Origin of the sequence: Sphaerospermopsis sp. FACHB-1194, assembly GCF_014696235.1 — a bacterium.
Taxonomy (GTDB): domain Bacteria; phylum Cyanobacteriota; class Cyanobacteriia; order Cyanobacteriales; family Nostocaceae; genus Sphaerospermopsis; species Sphaerospermopsis kisseleviana.
The window spans coordinates 1-17,224 of record NZ_JACJPU010000013.1 but is presented as its reverse complement, the minus strand read 5'-3'; the positions used below and the strand labels follow the sequence as shown (position 1 = coordinate 17,224).

Genomic DNA, 17,224 nt, shown 5'->3' with positions numbered 1-17,224 from the left:
AAAATAGAAATGAATCAAGAGTTTGACTAAATTTCCCTTAAAAAAAGCTAAAAACAAACATAAAAACAAACATTATAACCCCGGTTTTAATTGGGTGCATAACATGAATTTTCATCGGTATAGCAAAAAATCTCAAGCTAAAGAATCTAACTCTACAGAATCCCCAAAAGAGCAAGATAAACAAAACAATTTATTCCCAATTGTCGGTATTGGAGCTTCTGCGGGGGGATTAGAAGCATTTACACAATTATTGAGTCATTTACCCACAGATACGGGTATGGGATTTGTGCTAGTTCAGCATTTGAACCCCCAACAAAAAAGTATGTTAACAGAAATTCTGTCCCGCACAACTCAAATACCTGTAACTGAAGTACAAGAGGGAATGACTGTAGAACCGAATCATATTTATGTGATTCCCCCTGGTGCGACAATGACCATTAATCAAGGGGTATTAAAACTTCAACCCCGTGAAAAAACATATCAACAACCCATGACAGTGGATAGTTTCTTTTTTTCCTTAGCAGAATATTTAAAAAACAAAGCCATTGGAGTTATCTTGTCAGGGGGTGATGGAGATGGAACAAGGGGGTTAGAAAGAATCAAGGCAGAAGGTGGTATTACTTTTGCTCAGTGTGAGGAATCAGCAAAAGTTAGCACTATGCCGAATACGGCGGTAGCTTCAGGTTATGTAGACTTTATCCTTACTCCTCAACAAATTGCTGAGAAACTGGCCAACCTTAGCAGTCATCCCTATATCAAGCACTCAACAGCAGTGACACAGACTGAAGTTGTCCCAGAAGAAAAAGATGGACTGTTAAAGATTTTCCAGATTTTAAGGACAGCGACAGGTGTTGACTTTTCCTATTACAAGCAGAATACCCTAAAGCGACGGATTCAGCGCCGGATGATGTTATATAGACTGGATAATTTAGAAGATTACCTGCATTATCTTCAGGATAAACCGGCAGAAATTACCGCCTTATATTACGATGTTTTAATTACTGTTACCTGTTTTTTTCGGGATGCAGAAGCTTTTGAAGCTTTAAAAACTAAAATATTTCCCACTATTATTAACAAGCGCAAAACCGATGATCCTATTAGGATTTGGGTAGCTGGATGTTCAACAGGTGAAGAAGCCTATTCTATTGCAATTTGCTTACTAGAATTTTTAACAAACAAGGGAATTAATATCCCTATTCAAATTTTTGCGACCGATATTAATGAAGTAGCCATAGAAAAAGCCAGAGCCGGCATTTATAAACCTAACCAGGTAGGGAATATTTCCCCAGAAAGATTACAACGTTTTTTTGTACAGGTAGAAGGTGGCTATCAAATTAATAAAGCAGTGAGAGAACTGTGTGTTTTTGCTAGACAAAACTTAATTAATGATCCGCCATTTTCCCGACTGGATTTAATCACTTGTCGGAATGTGCTGATTTATTTGGGTGCTGCTGTACAGAAAAAAGTCGTGCCAATTTTTCATTATGGTCTTAAACCTACAGGTTTTTTGATGTTAGGAACTTCGGAAACAGTGGGCGAATTTACGGATTTGTTTACTGTGGTAGATAAAAAGTACAAGATTTATGCTCGCAAAATTGCAGCTACCCGATTAGCTATTGATTTAATGGCTCGTAACTATCCAGTAGAAACCGCTAAATTACAAATGATAGAAAATGAAGGTTTTGGAAATGATGTGGAAATCCAAAAAGAAGCAGATAGAATTGTGTTAAATCAATTCTCACCGGTGGGTGTAATTATCAACGATGATTTTGATATTTTGCAATTTCGAGGACAGACGAGTCCCTATTTACAACCAGCACCGGGTAAACCCAGTTTTAATTTACTAAAAATGGCCAGAGAAGAATTGCGGCTAGATTTACGTAGCAGTATTCATCAGGCTAAAAAACAAAAAATGCCAGTTACACAGGAAGGGATACAAGTTAAGGCAGAAAATCAACTTAGGCTGGTGAAAATTAATGTTGTTCCCTTTCAATCTGCTGGATCAGACGAAGAATTCTTTTTAATTTTATTTGAGGATACACCCACTCCAGTTAGCTCTATATCGCCAATAAGTAGTAATATTCAATCTGAGCCGCAGCAAGCAAATAGTTATGAGCAGGAAATTTTTATTCTGCAACAGGAATTAAAATCTACTAAAGATTATTTGCAATCAATTATTGAGGAACAACAAGCCAGTAATCAAGATTTGCGAGCAGCTAATGAGGAAATTCTCTCTAGTAATGAAGAGTTGCAAAGTACCAATGAAGAATTAGAAACAGCTAAGGAAGAAATTCAGGCGACTAATGAAGAATTGAATACTATTAATGATGAATTGCAACGGCGCAATGTAGAATCAAATCAGGTGAGTAATGATTTACAAAATCTGCTCAGTAGTATTCAGATTGCCATTCTCATGTTAGGAGGTGATTTACAGATTCGCCGCTTTACTCCCGCAGCCGGAGCAGTATTTAACTTAATTCCTTCAGATGTGGGACGACCATTAAGTGATATTAAACATAAATTAAATATTTCTGATTTAGAAGCACAAATTTTAGAGGTAATTAGTACCCTGAATTTGAAAAGTTTGGAAGTGCAGGATCAAGATGGTCGTTGGTATGATTTACGGATTAGACCCTATCGGACAATAGATAATAAAATTGATGGTGCTGTAGTAATTTTGGTGGATATTGATGCCATCAAACGGACTGCGGAACAGTTGAGAGCATCCCGTGATTATGCAGAAGCAATAGTAGATACAGTGCGCCAATCTTTAGTGGTGCTGGATATGAATTTACGGGTAGTTAGTGGCAATCAATTTTTCTATGACACATTCCAGGTAGTGCGAGAAGAAACAGAAAATCGCCTGATTTATGAAATTGGTAATGGCCAGTGGAATATTCCCCAGTTGCGATCGCTCTTAGAACATATTCTCCCCGGACAGACCCATTTTGAAAATGTGGAAGTTAAGCATAATTTTGAGCAAATTGGACACAAAATCATGCGCCTCAATGCTCGAAAAATGCCGCAAATAGATAATACTCCTTTAATTCTCCTGGCAATTGAAGATATTACCCAACAGAAACATTTAGAAGCAGAACGGACTCAACTCTTAGAACAAGAACAGTCAGCGAGAACAGCAGCAGAAGCAGCTAACCGAGCTAAGGATGATTTTTTATCCATTCTCTCCCATGAATTACGAAATCCCCTCAATTCTCTGTTGGGGTGGACGCAGTTACTACGGAAACATCAGCTTGATGAAACGAAAACAGATCAGGCATTAGAAGCTATTGAACGGGCTGCCCACGCTCAAAACCTGCTAATTGGCGATTTATTAGATATTTCTCGCATTAGTTCCGGTAGACTGCATCTCAATAATCAGCCTGTTCAACTTGTACCTGTCATTTCCGCAGCTATAGAAGTTGTACGTTTGTCCGCAGAAGAGAAAAACATTCAAATTCAATCGCAACTAGATCCTACACCCAGAACCTTGATCGGAGATCCGACTCGCTTACAGCAGGTAATCTGGAATTTACTTTCTAATTCCATTAAATTTACCCCTGATAGCGGAATCATTGATATTACTCTCAATTACACTAATGATCAAGCGGAAATTCAAGTTAAAGATACTGGTTTAGGTATCAGTGCTGATTTTCTCCCTTATGTGTTTGACCGATTTCGTCAAGCTGATAGCACTACACGCAAATCAAATGCTGGCTTAGGACTGGGACTAGCAATAGTGCGCCATTTGGTAGAACTCCACGGTGGTACTGTGGAAGCGGCTAGTCCAGGTAAGGATCAAGGTGCTACTTTTACCGTCAGGCTACCTCTGCAAACTAACCAGGAAGAGAGTGATATAGCAGTTACTCCAGAACCAACCGCCCCTGCTGCACCTGCTGACCTTGTTTCCTACCCATCTTTAGCGGGTGTGCGGGTGCTGATAGTTGATGATGAACCAGACCTGCGTCAATTATTTAAAATCGTGCTGGAAGATTACGATGTTCAAGTAACAGAGGCTACATCTGCACAAGAGGCATTATCAATACTCAAAACTAATCCCGGTGGGTATGATGTCATCCTCTCTGATATTGGTTTACCAGAAGAAGATGGTTATGCACTGATACGTCAAATTAGGGCTTTGAGTGCCGAACAGGGAGGGAAAATTCCTGCTGCTGCACTGACTGGTTATACGGGAGAAGCAGAACAGGCAGAGTCTTTAGCCGCAGGTTTTGAATTGCATATTAATAAACCCGTTGAACCGGATCAATTGGTAAATGTGGTTGCTGTTTTGGCGAAAAGGTCGGTAAATAGGTGATTGGTGATTGGTGAATGGTGACTGGGGACTGGGGACAGAGAAGAGGAAAGGGAGCAGGGGGAAAAATTAATTCTTTCTCCTGACTCCTGACTCCTGACTCCTGACTCCTGACTCCTGACTCCTGTTAAATCTACAATTTCACTGTCACAGTCTTAATCTCTGTATATTGCTGTAAACCGTATTCTCCCAGTTCTCTACCCATACCCGACTGTTTGAAACCGCCAAAGGGTGCGGCTGCATCGAATACATCATAACAGTTTACCCACACCGTACCTGCACGGACATTGTTAGCGATCGCATGGGCTTTGGTGATATCCTGTGTCCACACCGCCGCCGCTAAACCATACATGGTATTATTTGCCCGTTGGATCACTTCTTCCACATCTTGAAATTTGATGATACTCATCACGGGTCCAAAAATTTCTTCCTGGGCAATTTTCATCTCATCGCGGACATCTGCAAACACTGTCGGGGTAATAAAATAACCTCTGTCTCCCACCCTATTACCACCATAAAGCATCCGCGCCCCTTCCCGTTGACCTGATTCAATATAACTCATGACTCGGTTAAATTGTTCCTGGTCTACTTGGGGTCCTTGTTGGGTGTTGGGGTCAAAAGGATCGCCGACTGTACGCTGTCTGGCTATTTCTACACTTCTATTCACAAACTCATCATAAATTTTTGCTTCCACAAATAAGCGAGAACCAGCAGAACAGCATTGTCCTTGATTAAAAAATATCGCTTCATGGGCGGCTTGAATAGCGGCATCTATGTTAGCATCAGCAAAGACAATGTTAGGACTTTTGCCACCTAATTCTAAAGTTACCCGTTTCAGGTTGCTTTTTGCAGCCGCTTCCATAATTAAATGGCCGACTTCAGTTGAACCAGTAAAAGCAACTTTATCAATATCATGATGATATGCGATCGCCGCCCCCGCAGTGGGTCCATATCCTGATAAAATATTGACCACACCAGCAGGAAAACCCGCTTCCACAATTAACTCACCCACCCGCAACGCTGATAAAGGCGTTTGTTCCGCAGTTTTCATCACCACAGTATTACCCATTGCTAAAGCTGGGGCTAATTTCCAAGCTTGCATCAATAAGGGGAAATTCCAAGGTATAATTTGACCAACAACTCCCACTGGTTCATGGCGAGTGTAACAGAAATAAGGACCATTAATAGGAATAGTCTTACCCTGTACCTTATCAGCCCAACCTGCATAATAACGATAACAGGCAATAACTGATTCTATATCCCCTACAGAATCATTGATAGGTTTACCATTATCGAGAGTTTCTAAACGTGCCAGTTCATCAAGATTTTCCTCGATTAAATCTGCTAACCTGTAAAGTAGATTACCTCTTGCAGTCGCAGAAATTTGCCGCCATTCGCCATTAAAAGCCTTTCTCGCTGCTTGTACTGCCTTATCTACATCCGCTGCATCTGCTTCTGCTACTTCACAAATTACCTCACCCGTAGCGGGGTTAATGGTAGCAAATTTTTTCTTGCTGACACTTTCCACCCATTCATTATTTATTAGCAGTTGGGTAGGACCTATTTTCACCTGTGGTTGTGGTCTTGTTGCTGTAACCATCAGACCCTCCTAAAATTTTAAGGCTTTTTGTTAAATGCTATTAAATTGATTCCAGGAGTTACACAATTACGGCTAAATCTTTTATATATGTTTACATTTGCAGGTGTTTTGCGCGGATGGGTGGGTGTAAAAAATTGGTGCTGTAAAAAAATGGCTGTATCTCTTGATAGGCTTGACTTTGGGGTTATTCCGCTTTTCCACCCACCCGCGCACCTTACACAGACTGGGTTTGGGTGTTTTTTGCTCTTGACACGATTCCTGAAATGGACTATGATAGAGTCACTCGCGCAATCGAACCTTGAAAACTAAATATAGATAGGCTTTCAGGATGCCGCTATTGCAATTTCCAATACTCCCTATTAGGGATTGAAACAAGCAAGGCGATGTGATTGGTAGAGTTGGTGACACTGGTAGATTGCAATTTCCAATACTCCCTATTAGGGATTGAAACTGTAATTAATACTTAATCCCGTAATCCCTACCAACGATTGCAATTTCCAATACTCCCTATTAGGGATTGAAACTTTTATTTTAAGTTGACGTGCGGGTGGTAAGGTTATTGCAATTTCCAATACTCCCTATTAGGGATTGAAACTGATCAGCCTCCAAGCCTTGCGTAGTAGGGCTTTCAGATTGCAATTTCCAATACTCCCTATTAGGGATTGAAACGTTGATCAGCCCTCCCAGATTATTAAACCCAGTAATTGCAATTTCCAATACTCCCTATTAGGGATTGAAACTTGATCTTCACTGTCTCTAAAATTCAATACTGGTGATTGCAATTTCCAATACTCCCTATTAGGGATTGAAACGCTTAACCTTTAATCCTTTTCTAAACATCTCAAAATTGCAATTTCCAATACTCCCTATTAGGGATTGAAACGGGACTGGGACTGGGGTTGAGTTGCAACAGGCTGGGACTGGGATTGCAATTTCCAATACTCCCTATTAGGGATTGAAACTTCATGGCTACTCATGAAAATATGTACACATACGTAAGGGATTGCAATTTCCAATACTCCCTATTAGGGATTGAAACACGCAAGCCTAGCGTACCTATACCAGTTCGCGGAATTGCAATTTCCAATACTCCCTATTAGGGATTGAAACACGTAAGGTAGAAAAGAAACATTTAACCATTGAAATTGCAATTTCCAATACTCCCTATTAGGGATTGAAACTTATTACACTCTCTATCTCATCAAAATAAACATCATTGCAATTTCCAATACTCCCTATTAGGGATTGAAACTCGATCAACTTCTAACTTGGCTAATACTCCACTCACATTGCAATTTCCAATACTCCCTATTAGGGATTGAAACATTTTGTGGCGTGTGGTTACAGTCATTTTGGGAGATTGCAATTTCCAATACTCCCTATTAGGGATTGAAACTTTAGTAGTGGAGAAATAATCAAAATTGCATTTATATCAAATTGCAATTTCCAATACTCCCTATTAGGGATTGAAACAGCATTCGCCCAATTACTCCACACGGCTGTACTTGATTGCAATTTCCAATACTCCCTATTAGGGATTGAAACCGTTGCCGTAGACAAAGAACATTTTGTCCTTGTTATTGCAATTTCCAATACTCCCTATTAGGGATTGAAACCTAATGGTACATAGTTTGCACCGTCTAGAGACATTGCAATTTCCAATACTCCCTATTAGGGATTGAAACCAGATATTCCGCTGGATAACGAAGGATTAAAATTGCAATTTCCAATACTCCCTATTAGGGATTGAAACATCTATGGGAACGGCGGGTACTCGCTGCTCACCATAGTGACATTGCAATTTCCAATACTCCCTATTAGGGATTGAAACCTAACGGCATAAAAGTATCCTTTGCGGCTAATATTGCAATTTCCAATACTCCCTATTAGGGATTGAAACACGGAGAAAGCGACATTGAAAATCGCCGGATTGAATTGCAATTTCCAATACTCCCTATTAGGGATTGAAACTTCTGGGTTTAGGGGAACAGGTAAAACATCATTATCATTGCAATTTCCAATACTCCCTATTAGGGATTGAAACCTGATGTTGCATCAATTCAAGCCGGAAAATTTGTTCATTGCAATTTCCAATACTCCCTATTAGGGATTGAAACCCCAGACCGCTTTTGACGGCTATTATTGCGTTATTAATTGCAATTTCCAATACTCCCTATTAGGGATTGAAACTGCTGGTCAACTCCCACAAAGTGAGCATCAATATATCCGCGAATTGCAATTTCCAATACTCCCTATTAGGGATTGAAACAGCTACTACGGTTTTTGTCCACTCATCTGCTTTTGATTGCAATTTCCAATACTCCCTATTAGGGATTGAAACCTTGCTGTTACTGACTCCCAAATAGTTGCGTCAAGTTCATTGCAATTTCCAATACTCCCTATTAGGGATTGAAACCCTCTGATAGAGTAGTATCTGAAGCTTTAAGAAAATTGCAATTTCCAATACTCCCTATTAGGGATTGAAACAATCTGCAATATTGGAACAGTCAAACCGCCCAGATTGCAATTTCCAATACTCCCTATTAGGGATTGAAACAATTGGGATTAGTGCGATCGCCTTACTAGGTTTTTTCAAAATTGCAATTTCCAATACTCCCTATTAGGGATTGAAACTCAGAACCAATTCACTATCTCTACTTTGAGAATTAGCATTGCAATTTACAATACTCCCTATTAGGGATTGAAACAAAGGTTAGCTGTCTTGGTTTTGTCTTCGGCATATATTGCAATTTACAATACTCCCTATTAGGGATTGAAACACAAAAAAATAAACCCCACGATAAACGCGGGGAATAAAAAAACACAGCTTGGATAATTGAGAAACCCTAGATAGAAATGCTAGGAACGCAGAATTAATTCCCGGATAAAAATACCATTAATACTATTCCCAGGATAATAGATCCGCCACCGAGTACAAATGACCAAAAACGATGATAACTATTGACAACAGTGCCATTTTCGCTTTCTAGTTTAATTAAATCCATCCAAGGCATTACCCTACGACGAAACCATCCGGCAGTTCTCACTGGTTCACCAATTAAGCTTTGTACTCGTTTCATGCCAAATAAGAAATTACCAATGGGTCCAAAACGAGAAGCATAACGTAAATACAACATGCCGCTAGAGTCTTGGAGTTTGAGGTCAGAACCAAATTGATAACCAGCATCACCACGACCAATTAATTCACCTTGTAACATGGCTGGTTTTCCCCGTAAAGGACTAGCATAGGGGTCTGACATCAAGGTGAGAATATCAGTGGGTGCAGCGTGGGAATAGTCGGGGAACATGACAAAGGCTTTAATTAAAATTCCCACTCCTAAACCCATTAATGGCATACCTACCAAAAAGGCTGGGTTGTTAGAAGTTGAAAAGCTGGATATGCCAAGAATTAAACCCAGGACGAAACCAATAGTTTCTGCACCGTACAGGACGATATCTACAAAGAAGTTACCGTAAAGCTTGTTTTTATTTAGGGTTTTACCTTCACCGATAACTCGCCCCATGTCAAATTCTATGGGTAAACCTAATTGTTCTGCGTAGGTGCTGAGGGCGCGGACTCGTTTACCTGTGAGGGGATGGGTTGAGTTGAGTTCCATCCACCAACCCCAAGGGTTAAACATATCCCATAAAAACACACGGCCAATTTTTTGCGGATCGGAAGCGATGCGGTAAGCTGTACCTGTGGAAGCTGCGGCTTTGTGGTCATAAATGCCTAAAGCGCGAGTTCCTTCTATTAAACGGCTGGGTTCTTGAGAACGTGAACCTTCTTCAATGATGCCATAGGCAATTTTCACTAAGGCGCGAGAAAGTCCGTTAGGGTTGCCAGTGGTTTCTGCAGCAAAGTGATCTGCAAAGTATTCTCTAGTACGGGAAAGATACAACAGTAGATAAGTACCAATAACATAAAAGATGTAAGCAACTAAACTAGCTATTTGCAAACCATCTTTGAGTTTATTATCTCCACCACCACGGCTAAATCTTCGGGCTGTGCTGTAAATTAGGTAGCAAATCTGTACTAAGGTGGAAGCTACTGTCATTACGGCAAAGTCCCAGTGGACGATGTGACCTAGTTCGTGGGCGTAAACAGTGGCAATTTCATCATCATCTAAATAAGTGAAAAGTCCTTGACTGACGACTAAACGCGCACTGTTAGGTAAAGAACCATAGGTGAAAGCTGTGGGGTTTTGGTCGTCAATGATGCCCAGTCTAGGAATGGTGATATTTTTTTGTTGACAAACTTGGCGAATGATTTTTCCTGTTTCTGGACTTTGACTTTCAATTTCTGCTAAGTCTACCCAACGAGTATGATACAGCCAACTTTGGCTAAGATCCATCAGCCAGGGTGAAAGGAAAAATGCCGCTGTGTTGAATATTAAGGTAATGGCAATAGCGATCGCTAAACCGGTCATGGGATCGCTACTGTTGTAAATTAATATTAGGCTTAAACCTAAAACAAAAACCATGCCAAATAGTAAGGCAATGGTAACACCAGATGCTAGGGCTAAATTACCACCCACACCTCCCATTGCTAAACTTACACCCGTAGATATTGCACGTCCGGCTTTTTCAAAACTAGGCTGGTTAGCTGATGTAAAAAATGGGCGATCTTGTTCTGCCCATTCTCGCATCTGTGGGTTATCACTGTTAATTAACTTTTGCCAAAGAATCTTAGCTTGTTCGATGTCGCCTATTTTTTGATAAGCTTTCATCAGCCACATTTGCGCTGTGAGATAGTCTGGAGAACTCAGTTCTAGAGAAGTTTGGGAAAATTCCTCTAGTAGATACACTGCTTCTTGATAGCGTCCCTGTTGGAAGGCATCTAAGCCTGATTGTAATGACATGATGTAATCCCAGATCAAAAGGGTGATATTTTGTAAGAATTTAGGAGTCAGGAGTCAGGAGGCAAAAGGCAGGAAGCAAATAATCAAATCATGATTTCTGGCGTAGTTGTTAAAAAGTTGACTACTGACTGCTGAAAGCTAAATGCTTACATGATTGTTATCTATGAATACTCAATAGATCCACGATTCGTCATCAAAATTTCGTAAAAGTTAAAGACGGTGATTGGTGATTGGTGATTGGTGACTGGGAGGATGAATAACCCAATGCCCAAAGAATATTAAGATTGTTATAGTGTAAATATATTTTTGTGATGAATACCGTACAAGTTGTTTCTGGTTTAACTGAAATTGCCCAAAAAACCCGTTTAGCTGCTAGTAGGTTGGGTGTACTTGCTACTGAGGAGAAAAATCAAGCGATTAATGCGATCGCTCTAGCTTTAGAATCTGCTCAGGATGAAATATTGGCTGCTAATGTGGCTGACTGTGAAGCAGCTATAGCGGAAGGTATTGCTAAACCTCTTTATAAACGTTTGCAGTTAGATGAACATAAATTAAGAGATGCGATCGCTGGTGTGCGTGATGTTGCTAAGTTAGATGATCCTGTTGGTAAAGTCCAAATTCACCGAGAAATTGATACTGGTTTAATTCTTAAACGTATTACTTGCCCTTTGGGTGTTTTAGGGATTATTTTTGAAGCGCGTCCCGAAGCAGCTATTCAAATTGTTTCTTTAGCCATTAAATCCGGTAATGGTGTCATTCTCAAAGGTGGAAAAGAAGCTTTACGTTCTTGTGAGGCGATAGTAAAAGCCATTAAAAAAGGTTTATCTAATACTGCTGTTAACCCCGATGCCGTGCAATTGTTAACAACAAGATCAGAAATATTAGAACTTTTAAAATTAGATAAATATGTAGATTTAATTATTCCCAGAGGTTCTAATTCTTTTGTCAGGTTTGTTCAAGAAAATACTCGCATTCCCGTTTTAGGTCATGCCGATGGTATTTGTCATCTTTATATAGATCAAGCGGCTGATTTTGAGAAAGCAATTAGTATAACTGTAGATTCTAAAACTCAATATCCTGCGGCTTGTAATGCTATTGAAACTTTATTAGTTCACAGTAATATTGCTGCGGAATTTTTACCCAAAGTTGCTGAGGCTTTGCAAGCGCAAAATGTAGAATTAAGAGGTGATGAACGCACTTTAAAAATTTTACCTCAGATTGATTTAGCAACAGCAACAGATTGGGAAACAGAATACAGTGATTTAATTTTAGCCATGAAAATTGTTGATTCTTTGGAAGCAGCAATAAATCATATTAGTGAATATGGTTCTCGGCACACAGAAGCCATTGTTACGGAAGATTTAACAGCAGCAGCAACTTTTCAAGCATTAGTAAATGCAGCAGGAGTTTATCATAATTGTTCTACTCGTTTTGCTGATGGTTTTCGTTATGGTTTTGGTGCAGAAGTGGGAATTAGTACCCAACAAATGCCACCCCGTGGACCTGTGGGTTTAGAGGGTTTAGTAACTTATAAATATCAAATGTGTGGTGATGGTCATATTGTGAAAACCTACACTGGTGCTAATGCGAAATCATTTACACATCGAGATTTGGAATAAAATTAAAGAAAATAAAATTAAAGAAAATAGCGATGATAAATATCTGGTAAACAAACAAATTCCAACTGTATGGATTGATAACAAATCAAAGTTTTGTCTGTTGCTCCGTGATTTATCCTCGCTATCAGGTGTGATGATAAAAAACACCTACTTTACCTGACTAATTAGGGTTTGCTGAATAAACCTAAAACCTTGATATATCAAAGGTTAGAGGCTGATAAACACAGAAATTAGTGCAAGGGTTTTGAAGGGTATACCGGAAAAAGTGTGCATTTTTTGGGATTTCAAGAGATGGCAAAGAAATTTTCCAATCTCCTCCTGACTCCTGACTCCTGACTCCTGACTCCTATGCCCTCACGGAAAGACTTTCTCAGCAACCCCTACATAACATTTATCTTCCTCAGACCATTGAATAATTATTGTATATTTCATTCATCTACATCTAACTAACTGATTCAAAAAACGCAGCCGGCGAAATATGAAAAAACTCCGCAAGTTTGTGAATATGATCAACAGTTAAAAGACGCTCTTTCCTCAAAACTTTAGATAAAATCGCCTCAGTTTCAAAAATAGGAACTAAGTCCTTTTGCTGCACATTAAATTCATCTATCAACGCTTGCAGTAACTCCACACCATAAATATCGGGTATGGGATTTTGCTTTTCTTCGTACTCATAAACTAGAGTACCTAAAACATCTAAATAATCTTCTTCATCAGGAGTTAATTCACCTTTATCAATCAAAAAATTGATAACCTTTTGTGTAGCAAAAAATTCCTCCTCAGAAGTAATGGGACGAGGGGGGAAAGATTTAAGTAATTCAAGATAAGCGTTGTTGTTACGTATTCCAAGGGTCATTTTTCCAGTCCTCCTGATCATATTCTGCATGGGTGAGGACATGACGGATAAAAACTTTTTGAGAATTGTACTTTACCAGCACAATAAGCCGATATTTATTACCGCCAATGTTAAAAACAGTGAGATTACCAACTTGATCAGCAGAAGGAAAACTTTGACGTAACTCTACAAAATTTTGCCATTCAGCTTTTAATGTAATTTTATACCATGATTGCAAGCTAGTTTGTGAGTTAGGGTGCTTTTGCCAAAATTCGGAAAGTGTCCGACGGGTGATAATGTGCATAAATATTTATTTCATGATTTTTACCTCTAACTTACAAGTAACGACATTTTTACCCAACTACAATAGTTTTCCGCAAAATTACAGAATAGACCTCTTTCAGAATTCATTTTATGTTATGATAGGAGTTTTTGTTAATAGTAGTGCCAAAAGATAAGCTGTTGTGCATTTAATTTGTATAAGTGGAACAGGCATCTTGCCTGTTAAACAAGAGTTCAGAATATTAGGATTATACAATTTAGCTGTGTAACAGCTTAAAATGCCTTTAAACCTGATAATAAAAAGCATTCCAGGTCAATTAGTCGCCTTACCCAAAGGTCTTTAATGGTAGCATCCATCACACTACCAACAGAAGATTGCACAATTGGCAAATTTAACAACATTTTACCCAAAGAAGGTAAATAACGTTGTAACAATAGGGGTATGACTTGCCAATCAGCCCGCAATGCTATGCTGGGAATATCTTTCATTGCGTCGTAAAGTCCCAAAAGACGCGATTTAAACTTTGAGAACCACTTAAACCGCAATAAAAGGAGGGACCAGAATCAAACTCAAAACCGCGTCTTTTAAAAGTGTGCGCTGCACCACCGGGAATATTATGACCTTCACAGACTACAACCCGTTTTCCATAACGTGCAAGTAACGCGGCCGCAGATAAACCACCGATACCGCTACCAATTACAATAATATCTGTCATTAGTCATTAGTTAAGAAGTCAGGAGTCAGGAGTTAGGAGTCAGGAGTCAGGAGTCAGGAGTCAGGAGTCAGAATATTGGATAAATCAGTAGATAATCAATCAGTGATTTTTGATATAAATCCGCAAAGCTGATTGCTTTTAGCTGATAGCTGAATACTTACAGTCATTAGTCATTATTAGTTAATAATACACACCAATCAACTATCAACTATCAACTATCAACTATGACCAATTACCAATCACCTAACGAAGAACCATTAATTGAACTAAGAGGTATTTCTAAATCCTTTGGTAAAAATAAGGTTTTAGATGATGTTGATTTGCAAATTTTCCAAGGAGAAGCAATAGGAATTATTGGACCTTCAGGAACTGGTAAATCCACGATTTTAAGAATTATAGCTGGTTTATTACAGCCGGATGCAGGAGAAATTTATATTCAAGGGATAAAGCGAGAGGGGTTAATAGAAGATGGTGCTGATCCGGTGAGTATTGGGATGGTATTTCAGCAAGCAGCTTTATTTGACTCCTTGAATGTAGATGAAAACGTCGGTTTTTCATTGTATCAGAATACAAAATTAGAGCGATCGCGCATTCGCAAACTTGTCAACGAAAAATTAGAAATGGTAGGTTTACCAGGTATTGGTCATCTTTACCCCTCAGAACTTTCGGGAGGGATGCGAAAACGGGTAAGTTTTGCGCGTGCGATTATGTCTAATCCCGATAATCCCAAAGATAACCCAGAAGTTTTATTATACGATGAACCTACAGCCGGACTTGATCCTATTGCTTCAACAGTAATTGAGGATTTAATCCGCAGTTTGCAATGTACACAAGGAGTCTGTAGTACCTACTGCATCGTTACCCACCAAGATAGTACCATTCGTCGAACATCTGACAAGTTGATATTTCTTTATCAAGGAAAAGTGCAATGGCAAGGTAAAGTAAATGAAATAGATCATACAGAAAACCGTTTGATTAGACAATTTATGAGTGGGAGTATACATGGTCCAATTCAAGTGGCTGGTTGATAATATATTTTAGGAGTCAGGAGTCAGGAGTCAAGAGTCAGGAGTCAGGAGTTCAAGGAGTCAGGAGTTCAAGGAGTCAAAATAAAAATATTTGTTTACTATTTTCTCTTCACAGTATTTACAAATTAATAATTAAGAATTACGAATGAGGAATTACAAATTAGGAATTACAAATTACGAATTACGAATTACGAATTACGAATTACCAATCAGGACTATTTTTATGGAGCGCGAAAAAATGCGAGGTCTAATTAGTGGATTCACTTCTACAAGAACTTTTAGAGAAGGATCGGTAGGTTTATTAATCTTACTAGGGTTAGGAGCATTTGGGGTAATATGGCTATGGTTAAATAGAATCACGCCCGGAAGCAGTTCTTATAAAGCTGTGGTTGAATTTGCTAACGCTGGGGGAATGCAAAAAGGCTCACCAGTTCGTTATCGTGGTGTGAAAGTGGGTAGTATTTCTAGTATCAAAACCGGAGCAAATGCTGTTAATGTAGAAATTGAAATCAACGATCCTCAATTAAAAATTCCTGCTGATTCTAAAATTGAAGCAAATCAAAGTGGATTAATTAATGAAAGTATCATTGATATTAGTCCACCACCTAATGCACAAGTTCCTCAAGATATTGCCGGACCATTAGAGAAAGATTGTAATCCTGGTTTGATTATTTGTAACGAATCTACTAAATTAAAAGGTGAGATTGGAATTAGCGTTGATGAACTGATCCGCCAATCATCTGATTTTGCTGCTCAATATAATAATAAGGAATTTTACGACAACGTTAATCGCCTTTTAGTAACTTCTGCGAATGCGGCTGATAGTATTGCTAAACTCAGTCGAGAAATGCAAAGTGTCGGCAGAAGTTTTCAAGGACAATTAGGCACATTTTCTAATACTGCTGTCACTATCCAACGAGCAACAAATGAACTCACAACCACAACAACAAAAACCGCAAATCAATTAGGTACAACAGCGAGTGAATTTAGTACAACTGCAAAACAAGCAAGTAAGTTATTAAATAACTTAGATGAGTTATTAACTACAAATCGTTCTGCTTTAGTCGGTACTTTAAATAATATTACCCAAACCAGTAACCAACTACGTCAAACAGTTAGTAGTTTATCACCTGCGGTTAATCGTTTAACAGAAGGAGAATTATTGAAAAATTTAGAAATTCTCTCTGCTAACGCTGCGGAAGCTTCTGCTAATTTAAAAAATGCTTCTAAAAATTTAAATGATCCGCAAAATATTGTGCTTTTGCAACAAACTTTAGACGCTGCTAGAGTAACTTTTGAAAATACCCAAAAAATTACATCTGACTTAGATGAATTAACAGGAGATCCGAAATTTCGGCAAAATCTTTTACAGTTGGTCAATGGTCTAAGTAAATTAGTATCTTCTACAGAAAATATGCAGCAACAAACAAAGGTAGCTTTTACCTTAGATGCTCTCAAAACATCTATGAATCCAGCCGAAAATATCACACCTCAACCTACTTTTAAAGCTGCTTCACAAACACCAAAATCTCTGGAAAATATCCCTAAAAATATCACTGCTAAACCAGAAATAAAAGCTGTTGAAAAAATCAACAAAGTAGTAATTTTCACCCCATTACCAACTACAGAAATAATCCAATTCAACACACAACCAGAGTTATTACCACCTGTAATTATTTCCGAACCATCTTCCCCAGAAAAAGCCGTAACTCCCACCGTACCTGCTGCTATGGAAAGTGCCGAAAACATTCCCCAAAACACCATTACACCTACCCCAAACTCATCCCAACAACAGCTATTGCAAAAGTTAAGAGAGCGAACAGGTGACAGGTGACTGGTGACAGGGGACTGGTGACTGGTGACTGGTGACTGGTGACTGGTGACTGGTGACTGGTGACTGGTGACTGGTGACTGGTGACTGGTGACTGGTGACTGGTGACTGGTGACTGGTGACTGGTGACTGGTGACTGGTG

9 protein-coding genes, 1 pseudogene and 1 CRISPR repeat array are annotated in these 17,224 nt (G+C 39.1%); of the genes and pseudogenes, 5 read left to right on the top strand and 5 right to left on the bottom strand.

What is annotated here, in order from left to right:
• The first annotated feature begins 103 nt into the window (after positions 1-103).
• Positions 104-4,312, top strand: a complete 4,209-nt coding sequence (locus H6F45_RS09965) for a chemotaxis protein CheB (RefSeq protein ID WP_190347094.1) — start codon at positions 104-106, stop codon at positions 4,310-4,312.
• A 130-nt stretch (positions 4,313-4,442) separates the two neighbouring features.
• On the opposite strand, the gene H6F45_RS09960 is transcribed toward H6F45_RS09965, so the two are convergent.
• Together H6F45_RS09960 and H6F45_RS09955 are read right to left on the bottom strand one after the other, a co-directional pair.
• The gene (locus H6F45_RS09960; RefSeq protein WP_190347093.1) at positions 4,443-5,909 is read right to left on the bottom strand and encodes an aldehyde dehydrogenase family protein; all 1,467 of its coding nucleotides are present in this window, start codon (positions 5,907-5,909) and stop codon (positions 4,443-4,445) included.
• 336 nt (positions 5,910-6,245) lie between these two features.
• Positions 6,246-8,689: direct repeats of the CRISPR family, unit length 37 nt; unit sequence ATTGCAATTTCCAATACTCCCTATTAGGGATTGAAAC.
• Between the two features lie 93 nt (positions 8,690-8,782).
• Positions 8,783-10,771: a zinc metalloprotease HtpX gene (locus H6F45_RS09955; protein ID WP_190347092.1), complete on the bottom strand. Its 1,989-nt coding sequence runs from the start codon at positions 10,769-10,771 to the stop codon at positions 8,783-8,785.
• Between the two features lie 311 nt (positions 10,772-11,082).
• Between H6F45_RS09955 and H6F45_RS09950 the strand changes: the two genes are divergently transcribed.
• A complete protein-coding gene (locus tag H6F45_RS09950; protein WP_190347091.1) occupies positions 11,083-12,390 on the top strand; it encodes a glutamate-5-semialdehyde dehydrogenase in 1,308 nt (435 codons plus the stop codon).
• Between the two features lie 442 nt (positions 12,391-12,832).
• Here H6F45_RS09950 and H6F45_RS09945 read toward each other — a convergent pair whose 3' ends face one another.
• The 3 genes and pseudogenes from H6F45_RS09945 to H6F45_RS09935 form a co-directional block, all read right to left on the bottom strand.
• Complete coding sequence (locus H6F45_RS09945; protein ID WP_137667584.1) at positions 12,833-13,246, bottom strand: transcriptional regulator; 414 nt, start codon at positions 13,244-13,246, stop codon at positions 12,833-12,835.
• Entirely contained in the window at positions 13,227-13,529 is a 303-nt protein-coding gene (locus H6F45_RS09940; protein ID WP_137667583.1) for a type II toxin-antitoxin system HigB family toxin, read from the bottom strand. The genes H6F45_RS09945 and H6F45_RS09940 overlap by 20 nt, the downstream gene beginning before the upstream one ends.
• Before the next feature lie 257 nt (positions 13,530-13,786).
• Positions 13,787-14,223 (bottom strand): annotated as a pseudogene (locus tag H6F45_RS09935) (FAD-dependent oxidoreductase); the annotation flags it as partial.
• A gap of 224 nt (positions 14,224-14,447) precedes the next feature.
• Here H6F45_RS09935 and H6F45_RS09930 point away from each other — a divergent pair.
• The 3 genes from H6F45_RS09930 to H6F45_RS09920 all read left to right on the top strand — a co-directional run bounded on the left by H6F45_RS09930 (position 14,448) and on the right by H6F45_RS09920 (position 17,085).
• Positions 14,448-15,251: an ATP-binding cassette domain-containing protein gene (locus H6F45_RS09930; protein WP_190347090.1), complete on the top strand. Its 804-nt coding sequence runs from the start codon at positions 14,448-14,450 to the stop codon at positions 15,249-15,251.
• On the top strand, positions 15,248-15,400 hold the full coding sequence (locus tag H6F45_RS09925; RefSeq protein WP_190347089.1) for a hypothetical protein: 153 nt from the start codon (positions 15,248-15,250) through the stop codon (positions 15,398-15,400). The genes H6F45_RS09930 and H6F45_RS09925 overlap by 4 nt, the downstream gene beginning before the upstream one ends.
• Before the next feature lie 89 nt (positions 15,401-15,489).
• A complete protein-coding gene (locus H6F45_RS09920) occupies positions 15,490-17,085 on the top strand; it encodes an MlaD family protein (RefSeq protein WP_190347088.1) in 1,596 nt (531 codons plus the stop codon).
• Positions 17,086-17,224 lie beyond the last annotated feature (139 nt).

What these genes read in the sequence shown, in the direction of transcription:
- H6F45_RS09965 (WP_190347094.1), top strand. Translation starts at nt 104, where the DNA reads ATGAATTTTCATCGGTATAGCAAAAAATCTCAAGCTAAAGAATCTAAC.
- H6F45_RS09960 (WP_190347093.1), bottom strand. Translation starts at nt 5,909, where the DNA reads ATGGTTACAGCAACAAGACCACAACCACAGGTGAAAATAGGTCCTACC.
- H6F45_RS09955 (WP_190347092.1), bottom strand. Translation starts at nt 10,771, where the DNA reads ATGTCATTACAATCAGGCTTAGATGCCTTCCAACAGGGACGCTATCAA.
- H6F45_RS09950 (WP_190347091.1), top strand. Translation starts at nt 11,083, where the DNA reads ATGAATACCGTACAAGTTGTTTCTGGTTTAACTGAAATTGCCCAAAAA.
- H6F45_RS09945 (WP_137667584.1), bottom strand. Translation starts at nt 13,246, where the DNA reads ATGACCCTTGGAATACGTAACAACAACGCTTATCTTGAATTACTTAAA.
- H6F45_RS09940 (WP_137667583.1), bottom strand. Translation starts at nt 13,529, where the DNA reads ATGCACATTATCACCCGTCGGACACTTTCCGAATTTTGGCAAAAGCAC.
- H6F45_RS09930 (WP_190347090.1), top strand. Translation starts at nt 14,448, where the DNA reads ATGACCAATTACCAATCACCTAACGAAGAACCATTAATTGAACTAAGA.
- H6F45_RS09920 (WP_190347088.1), top strand. Translation starts at nt 15,490, where the DNA reads ATGCGAGGTCTAATTAGTGGATTCACTTCTACAAGAACTTTTAGAGAA.